We start from the raw sequence: 22381 nt of genomic DNA, 5'->3' as shown, positions 1-22381 counted from the left end.
AAAAATGCGGAATTATCCAGTGTTTTCAAGGCTTTTGGGGCGTTGTATTGCGCGCAGTTTTTCTCTAGTTGCACGTTTTATTGGAAGTCAACACGGATAGATATCGATTTCTGTTGAGATCGTATATTTTTCCCAGGGAATTGCAACTGAAGTGATCTCGACAGAAGTAAATTCCGGATCTGCTGTCAGGGCATACTGATTTTCTGACGCGGCAGCTTCTATATTCTTCGGTTCCAGAAAATCGATTTGGAGTGTATTTCCAAGCTCTTTCAGGGTGCCCGCAGTCATACCATACATGGATTCACTTTTTTTCGATGTACTGCCATTTGAAGATGCAGTCTGTATGGAGAGATCCAGGTCAATCTTACTGCCGTCCGACAGGGTCAGGTTGCCGCCTTTATGATCTGCCTGTTTTTCAATGCTTTCGCATAGACTTTCTCCTTTCTTCATGGCTGCGACTGCATTCGATTTATATTCTGTATGGATATTGGCCTGACTATTATTGCCGGAACCTTTCGTTACTTTAATATAGGTGCCGTCAAGCAAAGTCTTTTCGTTACCAGAACAAGCAGTCAGACAGCAGAAAAGAGCAGTGAAAATAAGACAAAGTACGAGAATTCCCACATGTTTTTTCATAACGCCTCCTTTAGATAATCACATGACTTTTTGTGAATCGACTGCCTTCGTATCTTCAATCAGCATTGATGAGGTCGTATTCCGCAGCTTAAATGCTATCTGATTGCCTGAATTATTGAATTTTCAAGGAACAAATCCCATTTTGGGTATGGGAAGTTTTAGTTAATTACAGAATAATGCTGTAACAGCGCCGGAGCAAGTGTTTTTTCTCAGTTCTTATCCTCTTCCGCTTCACGATCGCTTTCGCGGTCGTACGTATACACCGCGCCGGACGCCTGAAACTTTGCGAGATTCTCCAGCATGATCTTACCGATCTCCGTGGGATCATAGTCGCAGGCAGAGCAGATCAGCCGCAGTCCGTCCGGAGTCAGTATACGGCCATGCTCACGGTCATAGATAAGCCTGCGGTATTCTTCGTACTGTTTGTTTGTAATCTTCTGCATTTTGTTTTCCTATACGCCATCCGTAGTTTCTGGAAATACGCTCATAGCTGTTCATCAAAACATATTCTTGGCAATTACAGCCGCATTGTTTCTGCCTTCGCGATGATCAGAGCCTGTCTTGGCAAATGTGGTCTTGTACCTTCCGTCCCCATAATATGTAAGCCTATAATGCTTTCCTTCTTCTGTAATCACAAAGCCAAGATCCATCAGCTGCTGCCGTAAAGTTCCACTCATTGTTTTATAGTCTTTCAACAGGTTTTTAATCGTTTCAATCCGCTCAGCAGTCAATCCTTGGTAATGATTCTTTTTAAGGATATCCCTATACACATCGTATCTGCGCGTCTTTTCTTTTGTATTTTTCAGTTTTTCATCAACGGCATCCAACACCATCTCGCGAATTTCGCCTTGATAGAATTCCTCTTCGTCACCGAGAAAAATAATAGGAACATCCTCAGTATCGCTTAATTTTGCTCTTAGTCCCTGGTTTTCCTGCTGAAGCGAATAAATGTCCCTAGTCAGTTCTTCAATCCTGTTATGCAAATCATCGTTCTCGCTTTGAAGTTTAACGTTTTCCTGATCAAATGTTTCCTGATATTCCTGGAACTCTGCTTCAGCGTGTTGCCGTGCGGTTTCGGCAGCCATCTTTTCTGCTCGGTTACTGCTCCATTTGTCTCGAAGCAAAGAGTTATTTACTCCAGCCCACGTATAAAGTGGTGGAATGGTCTGCACGTTCATATAGCGGAATACAGCATTAGCGACTTTATTCATCAATATGCTGGCTTCGTTGGCATATTCCCGGTATATATACCGTCTGTGGTTGCCATTCGGGAAATAAATGCCAATCCCACCGAAATATTCATTACTGTCATTGCAACGTGTACGGATCGCATAATTATCCGATTTGTCCTGTTGAAGCAGGACATGCGCAGCACCCTTCAGTTTACTGCATAGTAAACTACAGTTTAACGGTTCCTTGTTGTAAACAGTTTTTGATACATAGACTATGGGAAGTCTGTATTTCTTCCTGCCTTTGATTACGTCAGTCAGCTGATCCAGATTGCTGTTGTTTATTAATATTGGCTTTCTGAGAATCGGAAGGTCATAATCATCAGCCACATAACCGTTTTCAATCAACAGTGTCAGAAAATGCGGTGTTGAGAAGCTCGGATTCTCCATCAAAGCATCTTCCGTGTAGCTCCTGTCAAGCCGTATGGCCATCTTCATTTCATCGAAATTCATCACATAATCCGTATCCCACACAGCACCGTCGGCCTCTTTCTTTTCATACCGTACGGCGATTATGTTTTTATTGCGGTATTCCTCGATATCCATCCAAAGCCATTCATTTCCGAAGCGGACATTGTGTTCGCCATTCCAGTTCAGGTTGGGAATCACATTCTCCTTATGTGGACTTTTCTGATTCCACTCAATCACCAGTGAAATGAATTTGTCCCCGGTCAGACTATCATTGATCTTTAAAGTGGTTGAATAAAGCAACATATTATGAGTCCTCCCCGCATCAAGCTTTTAAAATTTACTTAACCCCCTTTAATAACTTTGGGCCATATTTCTTTAACGCTAGACCAGCCGGAACAAGGAATGCCGCTAATTTCATACCGTTTTTGAGTGTTTCCGCTCCGTCCTCTGTTTCTTTGTAATCGTCACTGTTCAGTGTCTGATTCTGGAATCTCTTCTTTTCGGACATTTCCAAATACCTCCAATAATTTCTGACCTGTCACTTCCACATCAATGACATCGTAATCTTTTGCATCAGCCATACATACATCTTTTTCAGCCTCGATATATTCTTCCGGACAATTATAGAAAAGTTCCTGAGTCTGCTTGTGAATATAATCAATGGTCTTTATGGAATCGAATCTGATTTCACTCATTTCAGTTTTTGCTATTTCAAAGACCTTTTCCGCCTCATCCATATCGCCGTAAATTGCATAGGATGCAGCTAGGAGCTGAGTTGCCTCCAGATAAAATCCATAGTATTCCTGGATATCCGAGAATTCTTTATCCTTTTCTTGCAAAATTCCTCCATGCCTGAACTCAAGCCAGAATCGATCCCTTTCATCTTTCGGTATCGGTGTAAATCCTTCCACTCGGCTCTTGAAAGTCTGAAGTAACTTTTTCTGAGCAGATAAGATGTGACTTCTCCCTTCAGCAATTTCCATGCTGCGACGTTCGGGATCAAGTTTCAAAGCCAACAGGATCTGATCCCTGCCTGCCTTTAATTCACCGATACGATCATCCATCTGACCACGCTCAATTCGTTCTACCGCCTTATAAGTACGATTGATCATTTCAGACAGCTCATTCATCTGTTCCTGCATGTAGATATTGTGGTAACCCATTGCAATCGCATCAAACGGATTACCCTTTACAAGCGCCTCCTCTTTGATAGGAAGATTATCTACAAACTGTCTTTTTCCGTTTTCAGCAGTTTTGTATAATGTCGGCCACAAAACACCAGTTTTCGTGTTCTGATTAAGGAAAAGCTCACCGGCATTAAATGCTTCCTGATCCTTGAGAGGGATCTGTACCACATACTTCATCTGCCGTTCAACGTGAGCCAGAGCATCGCCGATATTCACATATTGCGTAAGCCTAGCAAGGAGCCCATTGAAATCCACGCCTTCCGTTTCAGCGGTAATATGTAACACTTTTGCATGTAATGTTTCACCCGGCACAAGGTCACTGTCCTTTTTTACAACAACATTCTTTTCCGCCATTAGTCTGACTCCCTTTTTCCGTTCGGATTACGCTCAACCGTATTAACTGCATCTGACAGATGTTCAAGAGCAAGATTACAGTCCTCAATTTTTTGCTGCTCTCTATTGATTTCGGCCTGTAATTCAGATATCGCCGACTTCTTACTCTCTATTATTTTCTTGCTTTCGGAAATATTATCCTCGAGGGTCTTTTTGACATCGTCCGAAAATATCTCAATATTCTCATTATTTTTCTTTAATCCTGCCGAAGCCAAGGCGGCCACCACTCCAACGCCCGCAGTTGCAATTAGCGATGTAACGGCGAGCAAAGGGCTACCCAATACCATACCGGCAGCAACTCCGGCATATTTAGATGTGCCCCGCAAATATTTGTAAAGGTCATCCTCCTGGATTACATTTCCATCTTTACGCGAACTTTTCTCTGCTTTCAGTTTTCCGGAGCGGATCCATCTCCGGACTGTTTCGGGGTTGGTATCAAGCATTTCTGCAACTTCCTTCACAGTATATGTCTTCACTTGACTGCCTCCTTATATCCTTATGTTATCACTTTATTACTACATTTACAACGATATCATTTGTAGTATTAAAATTGACAAATATTTCCTCAAGGCACAAAAAAAGCTGGTCATCTACATGGCCAGTTGATCCTGTTGCACCCTAATTTTTGACCTTGCACCCTTTTTTCATGCGCAAATTCTAGAAATGTTAAATTGTATCATTTTCGGTCGGATGTTTTCACAGATTACTTCATCCGGTTCCGGTTCCATCAGATCGACCATCATTCGGATGATGTGTCTTGGTGTGCGGAACTGTCCGTTCACGCCGGCCGTGGAAAGCTTAGAAAGCAGGTATTCGTAAACGTCCCCTCGGATATCCGAAGATTTCACCTGTGCCATTTGAGCATAAAGGGTATCCATGGAAGTGACGATTTTATCCAGCATCAGCGGCGTCGGAATTTTGAAGATCGCATCTCCCATATATTTCGCATAGGCACTGTCCTTATCTCCATGCAGATTTTTGATAAACGGAAATACCCATTCCTGAACCACGCTATACATTTTAGCCGCCGGGAAATCATGAAAGATACTCCATTTCAGCTGATTTCCGGCGATTGTCCGATCGCCAATCTGGACTTCATCTGCAAAGATACTTTGATAAGGAAGGCCCAGCATAGCTGCTTCCTTTGCCCGGAGATTATCCGAGTCATCCAGGTCATGAATGAACATCATATAAGTCATCTGTTCAATGACATCCAGCGGATTTGTAAGGCCACCGGTCCAGAAGATCTCCCAAATGCTGTCGATCTTGTTTTTCAGTTCACCTGTAATCATTACTGTTCATCCTCCTGATCCCAGTTCCATCTGTATTTGATATAACGGCCTGCGCCGAGTTTGATGATCTTGCCCTGTTTAGTCAGTTCAGTAAGTGTCCTCTGGACAGTTGTCTGACTGACATCCGGCACCTGCTCCACCAGCTGTGCCTTTGTGATTGTCCCGATATGATTTTTTATCTCCTCTGCAATCCGCTCCGGCTTAGACATCTTTACGGACGTGATCAGCTTGGTTCGTTCAAAGAATTCACGATAGGACGCAACTACAACACCCAGAAGATATTTCACGAATGGAGCATAGTCGTTGAGCTCTTCGTGCCATCCCGTGGAGCTCGCCTGAAGATCCTCGTAATAGGAGTCCTTTGTCCGTTCAATCAGCTTTTCAATACTGATATACTTACCGACATAATAGCCTCCCTGATAGAGGAGCAAAAGCGTCAGGAGTCGGCTCATCCTTCCATTACCATCACGGAAAGGATGAATACACAGAAAATCAAGAATGAACATCGGCATGATCAGAAGCGGATCCACGTCTGGCTCTTTCAGAACCTGATTATAAGCAGCACAGAGCTGATCCACGGCCTCCGGCGTCTCCCAGGCGGAAACCGGTTGGAACCTGATTTTAGCCTTTCCGTTTTCATCCACCTCTTCAATCGTATTATCTACATTTTTGAAGACTCCACCGGTTCCGGCACCCTGAAACTTATAAAGATCTCTGTGGAGCTGAAGGAGCAGAGTTGCACGAATCGGAATGAAATCGTAATTCTCATGAATAGTATTCAGAACATCCCTGTAACCGGCTATTTCCTGCTCATTTCGATTTCGGGGCATCGTCTTGTCGAGAACGATCTTTTTCAGCCTTTCGTCCGAGGTATAAATGCCTTCGATTTTATTGGAGCTTTCTGTACTCTGGATTCTGGCGATATCCACCAGATCTGTCAGTACATCGGCATAACGTTCGGCAATCAGACGTTGCTCTCCTTTATATTCATGAATTGAGGTGAGCAGGGAAATGATTTCCGGCGTCAGCAACTTTTTCCATTTTTCTCTATAGTCATATTTTCTCATGCATGCTTCTCCATACGCAGCATCTGCTTCGCCATTTCAAAGATATCGACTCAACTATAATGTACCGTCACTCTGCATCATCGTCAAGTTGTCTTTTCGTCATTTTGACACAAATGACGAAAAGAAAAATTGAAATGCATACTTTGCAGCTGCGTTTTGATTATCAGTTTCAGCCATTTACAATGAAATACCCAAGGTCATCTGCCTCGATCCGCCAAAGCTCATCGATCTTCAGGGCTTCGGTCAGGAGTTCCTGATAATCTTCAGGTCTAAAGACATTCATGGTGGCAAGCTCCTTGTAGATTTGTGTGCAGATGCCCGAATAATAAGCATCTGCGTCATCTGGCTGCTATTCAAACAGGGATAAAAGGCTTTTCAGTCTCTTTTCCTGCTGTCTGCACGCAAAAAGGCACCCCTCTCAGATTGATTCTGAAAAGGAGTGCCTTGAAGGTTTTTGGAACTAGGATGTGTGTCAGGTTTTCCGCCCGTGATTTTCCCCGGATCAATACAGCTTCGCGCCGGACGGGATATGGTTATCGACCATCAAAAGATGCAGCTCTTCCTCGCCGTTTTTCTCATTCACCGCGGACAAGAGCATGCCGCAGGAGTCGATTCCCATCATGGCTCTCGGCGGGAGATTGGTGATGGCAATCAGGGTCTTTCCGACCAGCTCTTCCGGCTCGTAATAGGCGTGAATACCGCTTAAAATCACGCGATCCGTGCCCGTACCGTCGTCCAGAACGAACTTTAAGAGCTTCTTACTCTTCGGAACAGCCGAGCATTCCTTGACCTTCACCGCCCGGAAATCGGACTTGCTGAAGGTGTCAAAATCCACGAAATCCTGGAACAGCGGCTCGATCTTTACACCGGTAAAATCGATCTTATTGTTCGGGGTGAAGAACTCGGACTGCTCGGAAACGGCCTCGGAACTGCTCTCTTCGCCGGCCTTTTCGTCCGCATGTGCTTCATTGTTTTTGGAGCCGAGGGACTTGAGTGTCGGGAGCTCTTTTATGGGATTTACAAGACTTGTCATAAGTTGTCAAAACCCTTCATTTACAAAGCTCCCCACCCCTCGCCTTTTCCATAACTTCTCATAAGTTTCCATACATCGTGTTTCAAATGGTGTAAGTTTTGGTGTAACCTGGTGTAAGGCAAAGCCCAAGCTTTCTCCCGGATTTCCTGCGATTGCCAGCAGCTTAGCTGTACTAAAACAGCCTCCCATGAGCTGTGAAAGGCTGATGCTTCAGTAAACATACACACAGTTGCATGATCGTGTGTATATTTTCTTTGACTCTTTCAGATGCACTTTTCAGATATTTTGTAAGCGAGAAGTATTTCCGCGTACCCTATGTTAACAGTTGGAGCAAAACGCTCCAAAATTGAGAGTTGGAGTATTTCGCTCCAACTCTTTCGCTATTCATTGTCCTTTCTTAACATCGGGATTGAACCTGGACTGCATCTCTGCCGACCATGGGAGGATCTCATCTATGCGTACGGACCCATTCTGGTGATCCCGCATATATGACAGTACCTCTGTCAGGTACGGCTTGATTTTCAGACCGTTCAGTCTTGCTGTCTCGATCAGACTGTAGATCGCAGCGCTGGCGACAGCGCCGTTGACAGAATCAGAGAAAAGCCAGTTCCGGCGGCCGACCGCAAACGGGCGGACACTGTTCTCACTGGTCTGATTTGAGATCTCAATCCTGCCGTCCAGGAGATAATTCTCCATGAACCGGCGCTGATTCTGCGCATAAGTCACGGCTTTGTCCAGCCGCGAACCCGATGTCGGATTCTGCTGGTCCAGCCATGACCAGAAAGCCTCGAGCACAGGTTTTTCATGCTCCAGGCGTTCAGTTTTTCTTGTCTCAGGGTCATGTCCTGCAAAACTGCGTTCCCACGCGAAGAGCTTATCGCAAAACTCTTTTCCCTGAAGTCCGGGTGTTCCGGGAACCGGCTTCCCGTCCTTCTTCTGGATCGCATCCACAAACTTTCTTCTGATGTGCGCCAGACAGGAGCAGCGGATCAGTCCTTTCAGGGAATTGTATCCCTGATATCCGTCGCATACGAGATAGTGTCCGCTGAATCCATCCAGAAGTTCAGCCGCATTCTTCCCTGCGCGGGTCGGCCGGTAGCTGTAGATCACGATTGGCGGATCTTTCTCTTTCCTGCCGCTGCAGGTAAGCCACATATACGATTTCTGTGTGGCCGTCCGGCCATCCTCATGGAGAACCTGCACCGGCGTTTCATCGCAGTAGACGATATCCCGCTTCATCAGTTCCTCATGCAGGCGGTTGACTACTTTCAGGATATATTTGATCCCGCAGGTGATGCACCAGTTGGCCAGCGTTGTCCGGTTGACCAGGACTCCGAGCTGGTTCCAGTCCTTCTCCTGACGGTACAGCGGCATGCCCATAAAGTACTTGTCATACATAACCAGTGATACCACACTGGGTGTGGCATACGAGTTCGGGATCAGGGGCTCCGGAAAAGGTGCCTTGATGATCGTGCCGGAATCCGATTCTGCTTTGCATTTCGGACATCCGTAAACTCTGCGGTATACCTTGAAACGGATGACCTGCCTCGGAATGACCTCGATTTCATCACGGACGAATTCTTTGCCGATACATTCCATCGGGGTGCCGCATTTCGGGCAGATTTTTTCAGCATCGGGAAGGTCGACAAAACGTTCCTTCTCTTCAAGATTCCCCATCAGTTCCTGGTGTGTAGACTTCCGCTTTCTTTTGTACGTAACGGTGATCGTATCGCCTTTGGCGGAAGCTTCCACATCAGCCTCTTTCTCTGCTTCATCAAAGAGGCTGAGCTGGCCTTCAATCTGTTTTGTCTTCTCGCTCTTCGGGGCGAAAAGCTGCTTTGTCAGATACGCATTCTGTTCACGGAGGTTTTCGTTCTCCTGCTGAAGCTTCTGAATCGTATTCTGAAAACTGTCGACCATCTTCAGAAGCTGGTCGATCCGCTGGTTCAGCTGTTCAATTGTCCTGATGAGAACCTCGTCCTGAGGAGCGGATCCGGCCGCTTTTCCTGTCGTTTTCATGTCTCTATTATACTATATATCGAGGCATGATTCAGCAGAATGACGAACGCAAAAATGCCGAATTTAAGCCGTTTTCCGGCATTTTAAGCATTCGGGTTTGTGCACTTCTCGTCACTTTTTCATCCAGTCAGAAGTCTTTTTTCTGCCCCGGGATCATAGCCTTGGGCTGCTCGATATCGAGGCCGTCCATGAGATAGCTGAACTGCTTGCGGGTGATCAGCTTTGCCTCCTTCTCCGTGCGCGGCCACTGAAAGCGGCCGTTTTCAACATTCAGTCTTTTATAGAAGAGCACGAATCCGGTCGGCTCATAGTGAAGCGCTTTGATCCTGTCGCAGCGGCGTCCGCAGAAAAGATACAGGTTGTTTGCATACGGATCCAGAGAGAACGTATGCTGGACCAGAGCGGCCAGGCCGTCGATCTGCTTGCGCATGTCTGTGTACCCGGTCACAATGTAGATGCTGCGGACACCGGAAAGATCGCCTAACATACCTGGTGCAGTGCCCGGACAAGCGACTGGATCATCCACTCGTCAGCACCGCTCATGATGTCTGCGGTAAGTGCTCCGGAACGAATCCGAATAACAGGTTCAGGCTTCACTGCCGGTGTTCGATTCGCCGGGGATGCTTCAACAATATCGATCGTCCGGTCCGGAACTTTCACGTCCTGTTCTGCTGCGGCAAAATCAAGTTTTACTACTTCCTGTTTTGCCGCTGATGGGAGCTTCTGTTTCTCTCTGATCTCGATAGCCTGCTTTTTCAGCCGGCGGAGATTGTAATAAAACGTGCTGACCGGTATGCGATTCTCTTTGCACCAGGCATAGTCGGAAAGCCCGCTGACTCTGGCAGCGTTGATGCGCTCCAGCCAGATCCTGTCTGTTTCCTGCTTAAGCTGCATGAAGTCCTCCAATCCGATGCTGGAGCAATTCACTCCAACATCTGCTTCAATGTTTGGAGTAATTATCTCAAACGGATTGGAGTGAAACAATCCAACGAATTACTTCGCGCTTACTCAAAATCTTCCTTCATGCCTTCTGCAGCGCCGATGATCTCGCGGTAGCCGTCTGTAGATACGCCGATAGCAACAAGGACGGACACGTTCTGCACTTCGCCGCCCCAGCTGCGTTTCAGATAAATACCGTCAACATAAACGTATGCGTATTCACCGGTCAATTTTCGGCTGCGCCAGGTTTCGATATGTTCGTAAGCTTTCTGATTGAGATTACTGATCGTTCCTGGAGATACCTTAGTTCCCCAAAGAGCTTCTGTGATATCCTCTACGCGGCGGACGGATACCCCGGCCAGATACATTTCGATCAAAGCTTCTTCGACGGAGCACTCCCTGCGTTTATAGCGTTCGATGATGGCTGTCTCAAACTGGATACCTTTCAATTTAGGGACCTTTAATTTCACGTCTCCTGCAGTTGTGGTGAAGTTTCTCTCATAATGACCTGAGCGGTAGCCATTACGATTCTCTGTACGTTCATACTTTGAAGCGTTGACAAGTTCATCCGCTTCATGATCGAGCAGGGCATTCAGCGTTTCTTCAACACTGCTGCGGACAAGATCTTTAAGATCATGCTTTATTAGGTCTTCATTTAACTGTATAATGTTATCGGACATAGTCATTGCCTCCTTGGTGGATTTTGTGTGGTAACTTAATTTTACCGATGGCAATAGACTATGTCTATTTTTATTCAATTGAATTTGCGAAACTTATTATACGTTATCAGATTTGTGTTACTCTGTTTCTGAGCCATCGAGAGTTCTCCTTTGTAGTTGTTTGTTTCGTCGCAAATCATTCTACATGAGCCTCGATGGCTTTTCCATTGCCTATTCAGTTTTTGCGAACATTATTGTACTCTATCGACTCGAAGATATAAAAAAAGCCCCTGACTATCTATAAAGATAGCCAGAGGCTGAACTATTCACTGAGTTCTTCACTGCCCTTTGCAAATCGCATTGAAATGATAAGCACAAAGCAAATCAGTTTGTAGAATCTATTACCTGTTTTACTCGTGCTAATGACAATTCCGACTTGCTGATGATATCTATTTCATGTTTATAAATGTCCTTACTCACTTGCGGCTCGTTAACGATAAATACACCTTTGATTCGCCAATCTGCATCTGCTAATCTATAATGTTTTTTTACATCATTTATATTTTCCGCCGATTGTAAAATGAAGTTGGACATCTGAATAAAATAAAGATCCATGGCAGGATCTTTGGTAGAATGTAAGTCACCACAACAAACTTTCTACAGGAGAATCGCCACCATGGACTACTCTCATTCTACCATATCTTCCCATATAAAAGGCAAACATCTTTCGTATGAGGAACGGGTTCTTATTCAGATTCGTCTTAAAGACCACTACTCCATCCGGGCAATTGCCCGTGAGATCGGCTGCTCACCGAACACTGTCTCGAACGAAATAGCACGTGGCTCCGTTGCCTTGTATAACGGCCATGTGACCCGTTATAAGGCGTCTGCCGGTCAGAAAGCCTATGAGGACAACCGAAAGCACAGTTGCCGGCATTATGACTTCCTGAGCAGATCAGCGTTTCTGGAGTATGTGCTGAAACACTTTACAGAAGATGGCTGGTCATTGGACGCCTGCACTGGACGCGCTGTTCTCGATGGTGAATTTACCAGAGAGCAGATCGTCTGCACAAAAACGCTTTACCGCTATGTTGATCTTGGCCTCTTTGGCATCAGGAACCATAACCTTCCTGAAAAGCTGAAGCGTAAGTCCAAGAAACATAGAGTTCGGATCAACAAGAAAAAGCTGGGTCGCAGCATTGAGGAACGTCCCAGAGAGATCGAGTCCCGTGAGGAATTCGGGCACTGGGAATGTGACCTCGTATTGGGTGCCAAAACCCGGGATGATCAGGTCCTGCTCACTCTTGCTGAACGCAAAAGCCGTGAGTTCCTGATGCTTCCTATTGCAAACAAGACATCAGCGTGTGTCATGAAGGCAATTAAACAGCTTCAGGAGACTTACAGCGAACACTTCGGTGAAGTGTTCAAAACGATTACGACCGATAACGGTTCGGAATTCGCCGACCTTTCAGAACTTGAGAAGATGGCTGATACGCTTGTCTACTATGCCCATCCCTACACATCCTGCGATAAGGGAACCGTAGAGCGGCATAACGGCCTGATCAGAAGGTTCATACCAAAGGGTAAGCGGATTGATGACTTTACCGGTCAGCAGATCTCCGATGTGGAGACCTGGTGTAACTGCCTCCCACGGAAGATCCTGGGTTACAGAACCCCGGATGAAATCTTCGAGGAGGAAATCGACCGAATCTACCAGGCTACTGCCTAGCGGAGGGTGTCCAACTTGTTATTGCAATTTACCTCTGTTTTTTCGGACTCAATGCATTCTAAATAATCAGCCATGTTTGCATCTATCTAACCCAATATCATTATTCGCACTAAAATCGAGTAGGATGGGAAATTGATATTTCCCCGTCCTCTCACACCACCGTGCGTACCGTTCGGTACACGGCGGTTCAACCAACTTAACAAGTGACACGCCTTTCGGCGTAGTAGTCAGCCATGGAGATTAGCCCAAATTCAGCTAATCTTTTGTTGTTTATCGCCACATTAACCGCCCCCTTATTGCAGACAAAGGCAATTCTTCTCCCAGTGTAGGCAACTCGGTATGCAGTATTGCGGTCGATTCCAAGCTTCATCAGATTCTTTGCTCTGTTCTGCGGTGTCTTCCAGTGCTTCCAGATACACATTCTCAGACGGTACCGGATGTTTCTGTCGAGCCGCTCACACAGCCCTTTCATGCTTCCGATTTTGAAATAGTTTATCCAACCTCGAATGAGCTGGTTAAGTGTAAAGACCTTGAAAGAATTGTTCACTCCCCAGCTCCTGCATGTCAGCTTCTTCATCTGTGCCTTGAACTTCGCTACTGCTTTTGGGTGTGGTCTGGCTTTGTATGCTTTGTGATCTGTCTGTTTACTGATTCAGGTGTGAAACTGGTGAAACCATGGGTGCTCTACGGCGGTACATCTCGCAAAGCTTCGCTTTCCTCGATGTCGCGCTGGTCTACGCTCCGCTTCGGTCCGCGCAGAACCGATGTCCACTGGACATCGTGCGCCGCGCTATAGATCTGTTCGCAGAAGCCGTCTTGCGTGAGCAAGCTCCCGCCGACGTCTCTGCTCCATATCTGCACCGCTCGTAGAACACACAAAAAGGAGCCGCCCCTCTTAAAATTTCTTTTAAGAAAAGCGACTCCTTGAGAAGTCTAATGACTATTCAATTCTGCAACTTGTTGACACCGCCTGTCACAAAGTGACTTCAGATGGGTTTTTGTGGTCAGATTGTTGTAAATCGGCCACTACAACACATTTTTTAAACTCACTTTGTTGTCAGGCTCAGCGCCAATTCTCAATACAACTTCGCACCTGCCGGGATGTGGTTGTCCACCATCAGAAGGTGAAGCTCCTCATCCTCCGAATCCTTGTAGTTGCTTACTGCGGACAGAAGCATACCACAGGAATCGATGCCCATCATCTTACGAGGGGGCAGATTTACGATTGCAATCAAGGTCTTTCCGATCAGCTCTTCAGGCTCGTAGTATGCGTGAATACCGCTTAAAATCGTGCGGTCTGTGCCTGTTCCGTCGTCCAGTGTGAACTGAAGCAGCTTCTTGGACTTCGGTACTGCCACGCAATCCTTTACCTTTACAGCTCTGAAATCAGACTTGGAGAAGGTATCAAAATCAACCTGCTCTTCGAACAGGGGCTCGATCTTTACATTGCTGAAATCGATCTTCTCGTTCGGTGTGAAGAACCCGGATTGATCGGAAACAGCCTCGGAAGCCTTCTCTTCGCCGGCCTTTTCGTCCGCATGTGCTTCATTGTTTTTGGAGCCGAGGGACTTGAGTGTCGGGATTGATTTTTCATAAAATCTCTCCGGACTTATCTCTTGATAACTGCCCCTGACTGGCGATATCTCGCGATTTCCAATAGATTTTATCCGGTCTGATACCGTCTTTATCTATCCTGGGGCATTTGTTGTGCCTCTGTTGCAAACCGGATTCCGTGTTACACGACAACAAAAATCATGTCATCTTTAGAACAGATTATCCAGTTTGCCGGCCAGTCGGCCAAAAGTCTCCTCCTTTTTCCGGTCCGTGGCCTCAGCATATACATCCATCGTTGTTTCAATGTTCTTGTGACCCATGATAGACTGGATCACCTTCAGATTGCTCTCCGCCTCACACAGCCTTGTAGCAAAAGTATGTCTTAAGTGATGGCAGGAGAAATCGGGCAGAAGCAATGGTTCTCTCTTCTCTCTGCTGGCCTTCAGCATTTCCTCATCATTATAGCTCGCAACGATCCTTTTAATGGAAGCATTGATTGTCTGGGGATTCGGAATCTTTCCGTACCGGTTCTGAAAGATAAAACCGGACTGACCATCGATCACCTGCTCATTCGGTCCGTATTCCTTCTCGTCTTCCCTCAGAATATCGAATGCATCCCTGACGAGATCCAGCATCGGGATGACCCTGATTCCGGATTCTGTCTTCGGCTTATGAAAGTGGTAAACACATTCTCTTGTATCCGAGGACGGATAATAGGTAACGGTATGATTGATGTTGATGGTTCCTTTCTCGAAATCCAGATCCTCCCATCTAAGTCCGATTGCTTCCCCGATCCGACAGCCAGTCCCCAAAAGCACTGTGAACAGCGGCCACCAGTGTACATACACAGGATGACCCGCAATATACTCCATAAAGGCTCTCTGCTGCTCTACGGTAAGGGCATGCCGGATACCTCTGTGCATTCCCGTCCGTTTGGTCAGTTCCTTCATCACTCCGTCTGTCGGGTTCTTCCGGATCACATCATCCCGCACAGCCAGTTGAAAGGCCGGATGCAGAAGACAGTGAATCGTATCCACCGTGGACAGTGACAGCTCCTTGTCATTCAGAAGATACAGATAATACTGCATCACATCTGAATACCTCACTTCCAGGAGCTTCTTCTGGCCAAAATTATCCCGCACAAAATGATTGTACGTATAGCAGTAATTGCTCTTCGTGGAATCGCGGAGGTTCCGTTTAGTCGCCATATACCGGTCAAAGGCATCATTGACACTGGCCCGTCCTGCCGTGTAACGGTCAAGCCCGTCCAGCTGGTCCCGGAACAGTTCCTTCTCCTTCTCCCGAAGCGACATCAGATCCTTCGCATAGACAAATCTTCTTTTTCCCAGCGGATCCGTGTAGGTGTACAGGTAACGCAGATCAGAGGAACGCTGAACTTCTCCTTTCCGGAGAGTTCTGCCTCGATTATCTTTTCTCGATTGTGCCATGCATTCATCTCCTCCTAATAAACAAAGATGAATCCAGGACAGCTCGAGATACCACTATCGTCAGTGTAGCTGACCTGGATCCATTACTCAATAGCTTTTTAAATCTTTGTGCACTATTTCTATTTCACGTGATATCATGCGATATCATCGATCAGAATTCGGCAAATGTCTGGAAGTATTTCTCAAAGAGATCCAGATTTACCCATACGGATCTCCCGACCCGGACTGTTGCCTGGGCTTCCTTCGCCAGTCTCTGAAATGTATTCAGACCCATACTGTAGAGGGCTGCACCCTCATCATACTTTACATACTTCTTTCCCTGTGCTCTGGTAATCTCCACTCTCTTCCGTGCTCTCATGCTGTTCTCCTCCCATACTTACGCTCGAACTTTTCCATCGCATTCATGCGGATCTTGCTCTTGACCCGCCATACCTTCTGGTAAATCGTCTTTACATTGATATCCTTGTCATCTGCCACATTCTGGAGACAGATCTGGTTCCGCTGACAGGCGAAATAATCCTTCAGCGTATTTCCATCCTGCAGCGTCAGCATTTCTATGACTGCCTGGATGATCAGAAAATCCTCCTCCATGGAATGCAGCATCCGGATCTGCCCTCGGAAAACATCGGGCTCGCTGGTCTTCTCCAGCTCCCCTTCAAGATCGTTTTCATCGAAGGCCCGGTCAAGCTCTACATTTCTGATTGCCTCTCTGGCAGTCGGATCTGAGTAGCCTGAGGTCCGGACCCTGACACCAAGATCTCCCCTCTCTTTCCGGAAGCGGAAATCCTGATCCACCTTGATGTCCAGCTTGATTCCTTTCTCGATGCCGCTCAGCTGATGCTGGAATGTGACATAATTAGAAAGAATGATGTCAATTTTCCCCCTGGAATCCGCCAGGAAATATTCTTTCTGGAACTGGTTCTGATAAATCACTTCAGTCTCCATCCGGTCACTCCTTTCTGTGATGCGTGTGGATACTGAAGCAGCGCTGCTTTTGTATCTGTCTGACAGGATTTATCTTAGATTATCCGAACGTTTTTCTCGTTACCGTATCTGTAAACCGAGTTAGCAAAGCTGTAAACTTCCGAGATCAGAAGATTTAATGGAAAAATCTTCTGATCCTTGGGGAGTGCTGCTATATCTGACATATCTCCTGCCTCAAATTAGATTTAGTTATATTGCGGCATTTTGTGTTTTCGCCGATTTACGAATAAATAATGTGGGGACTTTTATGTTTATCAACTGAAAGCATCTTCTAAAAAGCGTCCCATTTTCCCATTTTCTCAATCCCCATATTTCATATTTTGTATATGTATTGTCACTGTATTGTGGTATAATTTTTGAAGGAGGTGATTACATGGCAAGTACATATATCCAGATCAGAACCGATGAAGAAGACAAAAAGGAAGCCAGTGAAATCTTGAAAGCCCTTGGCACCAATCTTTCAGCAGTTCTTAACATGACCATAAAACAAATTATTCTGCAGAAAAGGATTCCTTTCGATGTCGCACTGCCGGCAGAGACTGCTCCATCCACAAGAACACTTGATGTAGCCGCCAGCATGTCTATGGAAAATATGCCTCTTGATCAGGAAGGACTTCAGTCCCTGGAAAAATTCTCCAGAAAAACGCCATCCGAACAGGAACAGGAAATCGAAGACCTGAAAAATATGTATCGATTAAAGGAGAAGCAGCATGCCTGATTCCATTTACTGCTATCCAGGTACTGATGTTCTGATTAACAAGCTGGATATACACGATCCCGATATTCTTCATGATGCAGAAAGAGATCTGACAGCCAGGCGACTATTGCAGCTCGAACAAGAGCCTATCAAGGGTAAGTTTGATTACAATCACCTGAAACGCATCCATAAATTCCTGTTTCAGGATCTTTATCTCTGGGCAGGGAAAGAAAGGACCGTGGACATAGCAAAATCAGACATGTTCTGTAGAGCTGCCTTTCTCTCAGATCAGGCCAGCATGATTTTTTCAAAATTAAAGCGTGAATCTCTACTGACAGGTCTATCGAAAGACGAGTTCATTCAACGAGTCGTATATTATTTCGGTGAGATAAATGCGCTCCATCCTTTTCGCGAAGGGAACGGGCGCACCCAGCGGGAATTCTTCCGCGAACTTGCCATTCACGCCGACCACGAAATCAACTATTCATCCATCGGTGAAGAAGAGATGGTAGAAGCCAGCAGAGATTCATTTGTGCTGAAATATGACAGGCTAACCCACTTGATGAGTAAGGCAGTAATACGATGAAATATCATTCCAGCATCCCCACCAACCGTATATGCTCGATCGCCACTTTTCTTCCCTTCTCTGTCTTCAGGTCTTTCAGCAGTTTGATTGCCATCAGGATGTCCGGATCCATCTCGTTCAGTGCCGGCTCCGTGCCATTCACAAGATAGTCCAGCGTTGTCCCGAATTCTCTGGACAGCATCTGCAGAACAGGCAGACTTACCGCCCTGCTGTTGTTCTCATAAAAGGAAATAACGGACTTGTTATTCACCCCGATCCGGAATCCCAGCTCCTCCTGGGACCATCCCTTCTGCAGTCGCAGTGCCCGGATTCTCCCGCCCATGGTACTTGTATCGATTTCTGTATTCTTCTGATTCATCTCTGCACCTTTCCGGTGCCTTCCAGAACGGAAGCCTTCCGGAAAAGAGTGCAGGAATACCAGAGAGCGAGATTTTCCCCGAAAAATGGGTACAAAAAAGGAACCTGCAAAACGCATCTGCATGAAGCCCGAAGATGTCCGTAACATCTCTTCAGGTCAGCTTCCGTTTTGCAGGCTCCTCTTTACATTTTTAAGTCGTACAGCTGGCGCTTCATTTTCTCTACGCGCTCAGCCCTGGCACATCGATATGCCCAACCGTATAGTTCAGCTCTTGGCAAACTCCTGATTTCCTGCGCCCTGCTCGTCCGTATCGTCCTTTCACGCCGGATGCCTCTGTACCGCACTTTTCAAAAAGCTGCAGCTCTTTCTCAGAGAACGGCGGCCGGTTCAGCAGCGCCCGCAGGAAATCTCACTCTATGAAATTGTCTTAACTGCCTAAATGCTTAATGCCTTATCCCAGGAACCTCCTGTCCTCAGGATGCAGGTATTCTACGGTCCTTAGCTCAGGACCTCTTTCCATATTCCTGCGTCTTCTCAGCCACCATCGAAACCGCATGGTCGCCGATGCCGCTTCTGCTGATCCGCTCATAATGGATCAGCCGCTGGCACTGTTTCTTCTCCTGCTCCGGATCCGCCTCGTCCCTCGTCCCGTTTCTCCGGTCCATAAACGTTGTCACCTTGCCCTTCTTAATGATCACAACCATCTGCCGGCCGCACTTCGGGCAGATTACCCTCGTGCAGCATTCTCCCCTGGTTTCCTGCAGAAATGAGCCACAATAACAGCAGCTGGCAATGTAGCCCATTCTGGATTCCGTCTCCCTCATAATAAGATCTTCCCTCCGATTTACGATCCAAAACCAACGTTACTTCCAGAAAGAAGAAAGGGAAAGAACTCCCTCCTGAATTCTTCCGCACCGGCTTTTCCGACGTGCTGCCAAACACCACACAATGCGGAACGGCAGATATGGTCAGCGGCTTACCCTAAAGCCTTGATCACATCGACGGCTACCCCCTGGATCTCACACTCCGTGACGAGCAGGTCCTTCATGCTCTTATTCTCCGGGTGAAGCCTTATACAATGGTTCTCCTGATCCCGATAAAACCGCTTCAGCGTGTTCTCATTATCGACAAGAGCAACAACGATATCCCCATCTTCGGCATCCTTTGTCTGCCGGATCAGGACGAGATCCCCGTCACTGATACCGGCATCGATCATAGACGTACCGTTTGCTCTTACGATATAGAAGCTTCCTCTGCCAAACAGGGAGACCGGCAGCTGCACATATTCCTCGATCTGCTCCTCTTCCAGGAGAGGTCTGCCGCAGGAAACAGATCCGAGGACTGCCACATTTGTCAGCTCCATGTTCGTCTTTTCAGTCCTGTCCGTGATGATCTGCTTCCCATCATACCGGATCAGCCCCTTATCCTTCATGGCGACCAGATACTTGTAAGCAGTTCCGCGGGCAATTCCGACTGCATCAGCGATTTCCGTCGTGGACGGAGAACGGCGGCGGCTTAAATAGAAATTCTCAGCATAATCCTTGATCGACTGCATGATGATTTCGGATTTATGTCTCATAACGCCGCTCCTTTCTAAAGGAAGCAGTCTGCTTCGCTTCCTGATTTTCATTATATTTGATTCGGTTCAGGTGTCAAGAACATTTGTTCGAAAAGTAATGAGCTGGGAAATATTACTCCCAGCTCATACAATCTTGGATCATTCAGTTTCTCATCCTCAATCCCGGAGCGCATCCTCCAGCATCCGGCGGTACTGCTCCCTGACCTGCTCCGGTCCGATGATCCGTACATCACTGCCGAATTGAAATAGCCAGCTGAAAAATGTACGGCTCACGGATACTTTTATTTTTGCAGTAAAATATCCTTCTTCTGCAGGCAGGACCTCGAAATCCGTACCGAAGTGATCTACCAGCTGCTTCATCATGGGCTCTTTGCAGAAAAGCTCCACTTCCTGCAGCGTGCCGTCATACATCCTGAAAACCTTATTCGCAAAATCCGAGATCCGATAATTCCTCGGCTTCGGCAGGCTCTTCTCTTCCAGAATCTCAAGGTTCACGATCCGGTCGATCCGGAACGTCACAAGGCCCTGATGCTTCTCGGAATACCCGATCAGGTAATACTTATCATCATTCCAGAGGCAGTCATAAGGGCTGTTCGTGTAAACTTCGCCGCCATTCCGGAGGATTTTCCTTCTCCTGGAATCGTATTCCGTATACTGGAACCGGACCTGCTTTCTGTGCTTGATTGCGGAATTCAGCCTGTCAATTGTGTAATAGATCCTTGTCTCCGGCGCCTTGATCCTCTCGCCGATCGTAATCCGCGGCTTCAGATCCCCCTTCTGCCAGATACTCGCCTGTGAGGACAGTTTATCGATCAGCTTCCGGCTCTCCTTGGCGGAAATAAATCTGGATGAAGCCACCGCATCGATCAGGAGCTTCAGCTCCGGCAACTCGAATTCCCTGCCGCCGATGAAGTATTCGTTTCCGCGGTGCTTCTCCGTGATAATATCGATATCAAAATCTTCTTTTAGAACATTGATATCATCGTAGAGTGTCTTCCGATCAACCGGATAGCCGGCGGACTCCAATACTGAAAGCAAAGCCGGTGTCGTGACCAGATGCTGATCGTCCGTATTCTGCTGCAGATACCGGAGCAGGAACAGCAGACGGCCCTTATTGCTTTTGTTCTCCATTTCTGTTATTCCCTCCCCAGTAAAAATCAATCCGATTACGCAATAAACCGTTATGCCTGACCTGGTGCCGGCCACTTCTTTACAATCTGATTACCTCTTTCATTGTAATTATGCGAATAGTAATCGATTATTGGAACTCCATTTGCAATCAGATAATTGCCAACTGCTGTTTCAAGTTCATCTCTTTCATTTGCCTGCAACTGGTACCTCCCGGTTATTGGAGTAATCGGAAACAGCAAAATAAATGAGGTGTCCCATTCCAATCCGCATGTGTGAATGATATCGTATGACTTACTTTCCCTGCCGAAATTTATATCATCAGAAGCAGTAACAGTTGCAAGATGACCATCTTGAGTAAATCGCAGCCATAATAGATGTTTCACAGATGCCATCCCGAATCTGTTTTTTACTGCTTCATAGGCTTCTTTTCTTGTTGTATTATCCGCAGAGGTGAATTTTTCAAGAGCTTTCCCCCGGATAACGGGATTTTGAATTTCCTGAATTCCATCAGCGGCTAATATTTCATTGGTAAGCCTGATGACGCGGCTTACTTCAGCCGGTTTCAAGCTCATTTGCTCTTTCGCCTTCCTTACCCTGTTTGTCAGATATTTTTCGTTAACAGCCTGCTGGCAGCACCATATCTGAAGGGGCTTACTCCAGAAGAATGCATCCGGAGTGGGATCCTTATATTTATTAAAATCAACGATCTTTTCCAGAACAACTTTCCTGCAGATTATACGGTAGTACTCTATATCAAACGTTACGAGATCGGAGTCCTTTACCTTATAGCAGTAAAAATCCGAAATCCAATCCGTTTCCGGATCTGTAGCTATCTCTATGTATGCAATATTTTCAAACCGCAGGACAGCAAGAAGATTATCATAATTAAGTTTCAACACAGCTTGTTTATCAGAGATCAGCTCAAATCCTACAGGTTTGCTGTCATGGAATCCGAAATCTGTCTTATTGATCATATCTCCGTTCTCAATCAGAGCTATTGCTTCATTCCAATTCTCTTCTGAGCAGGATTCATGATTCAATTGATAGCCAAGATGCTCTTTATCAAACTTTGCAGAATCGAATTCTTTATCGCCCACCTTTTGACCAGATTTTACGGCTGCCTCGTACTCCTGTAAGGCTGGTAAGATGAAATTGTGATATCGTTCATATTCTGAATGATCTATTGCTGTCTCACTGGCCATAAGCCGAAGAATTCTGGCATAAGTCAAATGATCTGTTGCCTGGTCTTCCGTTGTCCTCGCATAATGATAGGCACTCCATAAGTAGAACATTCCATTTTCTTCATCGCGGCTCCACTGTGAGACATGCCGAGGGCAACACAGGCAATACCGCGCTTTATTGTATAAATCTTTGATGTCCTCCCAGGTTAAGGTTTTCATCTGTAAAGCTGCCTCCTTGTATGCGCCTCAAGAAATTGATTTCAGTCATG

Annotated in this window: 24 protein-coding genes and 2 pseudogenes; 3 read left to right on the top strand and 23 right to left on the bottom strand. The window is 46.3% G+C overall.

Annotated features, from left to right (window positions below):
• Positions 1–87: 87 nt before the first annotated feature.
• The 13 genes and pseudogenes from ISF27_RS08490 to ISF27_RS08430 form a co-directional block, all read right to left on the bottom strand.
• Positions 88–636 carry a hypothetical protein gene (locus ISF27_RS08490; protein ID WP_194611067.1) on the bottom strand — a complete coding sequence of 183 codons (549 nt, stop codon included), beginning with the start codon at positions 634–636 and terminating at the stop codon, positions 88–90.
• A gap of 209 nt (positions 637–845) precedes the next feature.
• Positions 846–1079 (bottom strand): cytochrome C, encoded by a 234-nt coding sequence (locus tag ISF27_RS08485; protein ID WP_194611066.1) that lies wholly within the window; start codon positions 1077–1079, stop codon positions 846–848.
• A 54-nt stretch (positions 1080–1133) separates the two neighbouring features.
• On the bottom strand, positions 1134–2579 hold the full coding sequence (locus ISF27_RS08480; RefSeq protein WP_194611065.1) for a hypothetical protein: 1446 nt from the start codon (positions 2577–2579) through the stop codon (positions 1134–1136).
• A gap of 161 nt (positions 2580–2740) precedes the next feature.
• Complete coding sequence (locus ISF27_RS08475; protein ID WP_194611064.1) at positions 2741–3817, bottom strand: hypothetical protein; 1077 nt, start codon at positions 3815–3817, stop codon at positions 2741–2743.
• Positions 3817–4332, bottom strand: a complete 516-nt coding sequence (locus ISF27_RS08470) for a helix-turn-helix domain-containing protein (protein ID WP_066647661.1) — start codon at positions 4330–4332, stop codon at positions 3817–3819. Before ISF27_RS08470 ends, ISF27_RS08475 begins: the two co-directional genes overlap by 1 nt.
• A 219-nt stretch (positions 4333–4551) precedes the next feature.
• Positions 4552–5148 (bottom strand): annotated as a pseudogene (locus tag ISF27_RS08465) (type I restriction-modification system subunit M N-terminal domain-containing protein); the annotation flags it as partial.
• Complete coding sequence (locus ISF27_RS08460) at positions 5148–6215, bottom strand: Fic family protein (protein WP_194611062.1); 1068 nt, start codon at positions 6213–6215, stop codon at positions 5148–5150. The pseudogene ISF27_RS08465 and the gene ISF27_RS08460, both read right to left, overlap by 1 nt.
• 502 nt (positions 6216–6717) lie before the next feature.
• Positions 6718–7248: a hypothetical protein gene (locus ISF27_RS08455; RefSeq protein WP_194611061.1), complete on the bottom strand. Its 531-nt coding sequence runs from the start codon at positions 7246–7248 to the stop codon at positions 6718–6720.
• A 384-nt stretch (positions 7249–7632) separates the two neighbouring features.
• Positions 7633–9267 carry an IS66 family transposase gene (gene tnpC, locus ISF27_RS08450; protein WP_194611033.1) on the bottom strand — a complete coding sequence of 545 codons (1635 nt, stop codon included), beginning with the start codon at positions 9265–9267 and terminating at the stop codon, positions 7633–7635.
• Positions 9268–9394: 127 nt separating this feature from the next.
• Complete coding sequence (gene tnpB / locus ISF27_RS08445) at positions 9395–9754, bottom strand: IS66 family insertion sequence element accessory protein TnpB (protein ID WP_194611034.1); 360 nt, start codon at positions 9752–9754, stop codon at positions 9395–9397.
• Positions 9748–10161, bottom strand: a complete 414-nt coding sequence (gene tnpA, locus ISF27_RS08440; RefSeq protein WP_194611035.1) for an IS66 family insertion sequence element accessory protein TnpA — start codon at positions 10159–10161, stop codon at positions 9748–9750. The genes tnpB and tnpA overlap by 7 nt, the downstream gene beginning before the upstream one ends.
• Before the next feature lie 119 nt (positions 10162–10280).
• Positions 10281–10886, bottom strand: a pseudogene (locus ISF27_RS08435) (IS256 family transposase); the annotation flags it as partial.
• 363 nt (positions 10887–11249) lie between these two features.
• Positions 11250–11480 (bottom strand): hypothetical protein, encoded by a 231-nt coding sequence (locus ISF27_RS08430; protein WP_194611060.1) that lies wholly within the window; start codon positions 11478–11480, stop codon positions 11250–11252.
• Positions 11481–11541: 61 nt separating this feature from the next.
• On the opposite strand from ISF27_RS08430, the gene ISF27_RS08425 reads away from it, so the two are divergent.
• Positions 11542–12594: an IS30 family transposase gene (locus tag ISF27_RS08425; RefSeq protein ID WP_194609583.1), complete on the top strand. Its 1053-nt coding sequence runs from the start codon at positions 11542–11544 to the stop codon at positions 12592–12594.
• A gap of 196 nt (positions 12595–12790) precedes the next feature.
• On the opposite strand, the gene ISF27_RS08420 is transcribed toward ISF27_RS08425, so the two are convergent.
• The 5 genes from ISF27_RS08420 to ISF27_RS08400 all read right to left on the bottom strand — a co-directional run bounded on the left by ISF27_RS08420 (position 12791) and on the right by ISF27_RS08400 (position 16541).
• Positions 12791–13246 carry a group II intron maturase-specific domain-containing protein gene (locus ISF27_RS08420; protein ID WP_407926081.1) on the bottom strand — a complete coding sequence of 152 codons (456 nt, stop codon included), beginning with the start codon at positions 13244–13246 and terminating at the stop codon, positions 12791–12793.
• A 424-nt stretch (positions 13247–13670) separates the two neighbouring features.
• Positions 13671–14024: a methionine--tRNA ligase subunit beta gene (locus tag ISF27_RS08415; protein WP_330362081.1), complete on the bottom strand. Its 354-nt coding sequence runs from the start codon at positions 14022–14024 to the stop codon at positions 13671–13673.
• A gap of 333 nt (positions 14025–14357) precedes the next feature.
• Positions 14358–15596, bottom strand: a complete 1239-nt coding sequence (locus ISF27_RS08410) for a tyrosine-type recombinase/integrase (protein WP_194611058.1) — start codon at positions 15594–15596, stop codon at positions 14358–14360.
• A gap of 151 nt (positions 15597–15747) precedes the next feature.
• Complete coding sequence (locus ISF27_RS08405; RefSeq protein ID WP_194611057.1) at positions 15748–15954, bottom strand: DUF6462 family protein; 207 nt, start codon at positions 15952–15954, stop codon at positions 15748–15750.
• A complete protein-coding gene (locus tag ISF27_RS08400; protein ID WP_194611056.1) occupies positions 15951–16541 on the bottom strand; it encodes a hypothetical protein in 591 nt (196 codons plus the stop codon). Before ISF27_RS08400 ends, ISF27_RS08405 begins: the two co-directional genes overlap by 4 nt.
• Before the next feature lie 412 nt (positions 16542–16953).
• On the opposite strand from ISF27_RS08400, the gene ISF27_RS08395 reads away from it, so the two are divergent.
• Complete coding sequence (locus ISF27_RS08395; protein WP_194611055.1) at positions 16954–17298, top strand: type II toxin-antitoxin system RelB/DinJ family antitoxin; 345 nt, start codon at positions 16954–16956, stop codon at positions 17296–17298.
• Complete coding sequence (locus tag ISF27_RS08390; protein WP_194611054.1) at positions 17291–17863, top strand: Fic/DOC family protein; 573 nt, start codon at positions 17291–17293, stop codon at positions 17861–17863. Before ISF27_RS08395 ends, ISF27_RS08390 begins: the two co-directional genes overlap by 8 nt.
• Before the next feature lie 4 nt (positions 17864–17867).
• Here the strand turns inward: ISF27_RS08390 and ISF27_RS08385 are convergent, their stop codons facing one another.
• From ISF27_RS08385 to ISF27_RS08365, 5 genes are all read right to left on the bottom strand, one after another.
• A complete protein-coding gene (locus ISF27_RS08385) occupies positions 17868–18221 on the bottom strand; it encodes a helix-turn-helix domain-containing protein (protein WP_194611053.1) in 354 nt (117 codons plus the stop codon).
• 503 nt (positions 18222–18724) lie between these two features.
• Entirely contained in the window at positions 18725–19045 is a 321-nt protein-coding gene (locus ISF27_RS08380; RefSeq protein WP_194611052.1) for a hypothetical protein, read from the bottom strand.
• 152 nt (positions 19046–19197) lie between these two features.
• On the bottom strand, positions 19198–19800 hold the full coding sequence (gene lexA / locus ISF27_RS08375; protein WP_194611051.1) for a transcriptional repressor LexA: 603 nt from the start codon (positions 19798–19800) through the stop codon (positions 19198–19200).
• A 156-nt stretch (positions 19801–19956) separates the two neighbouring features.
• On the bottom strand, positions 19957–20931 hold the full coding sequence (locus ISF27_RS08370; RefSeq protein ID WP_194611050.1) for a helix-turn-helix transcriptional regulator: 975 nt from the start codon (positions 20929–20931) through the stop codon (positions 19957–19959).
• A gap of 50 nt (positions 20932–20981) precedes the next feature.
• The gene (locus tag ISF27_RS08365; RefSeq protein WP_194611049.1) at positions 20982–22331 is read right to left on the bottom strand and encodes a hypothetical protein; all 1350 of its coding nucleotides are present in this window, start codon (positions 22329–22331) and stop codon (positions 20982–20984) included.
• Between the last annotated feature and the right edge of the window lie 50 nt (positions 22332–22381).

The sequence above is a fragment of the Clostridium vitabionis genome, from assembly GCF_015351765.1.
Classification (GTDB): Bacteria; Bacillota; Clostridia; order Lachnospirales; family Lachnospiraceae; genus Clostridium_R; species Clostridium_R vitabionis.
This window is presented reverse-complemented; position numbering and strand designations above follow the sequence as displayed.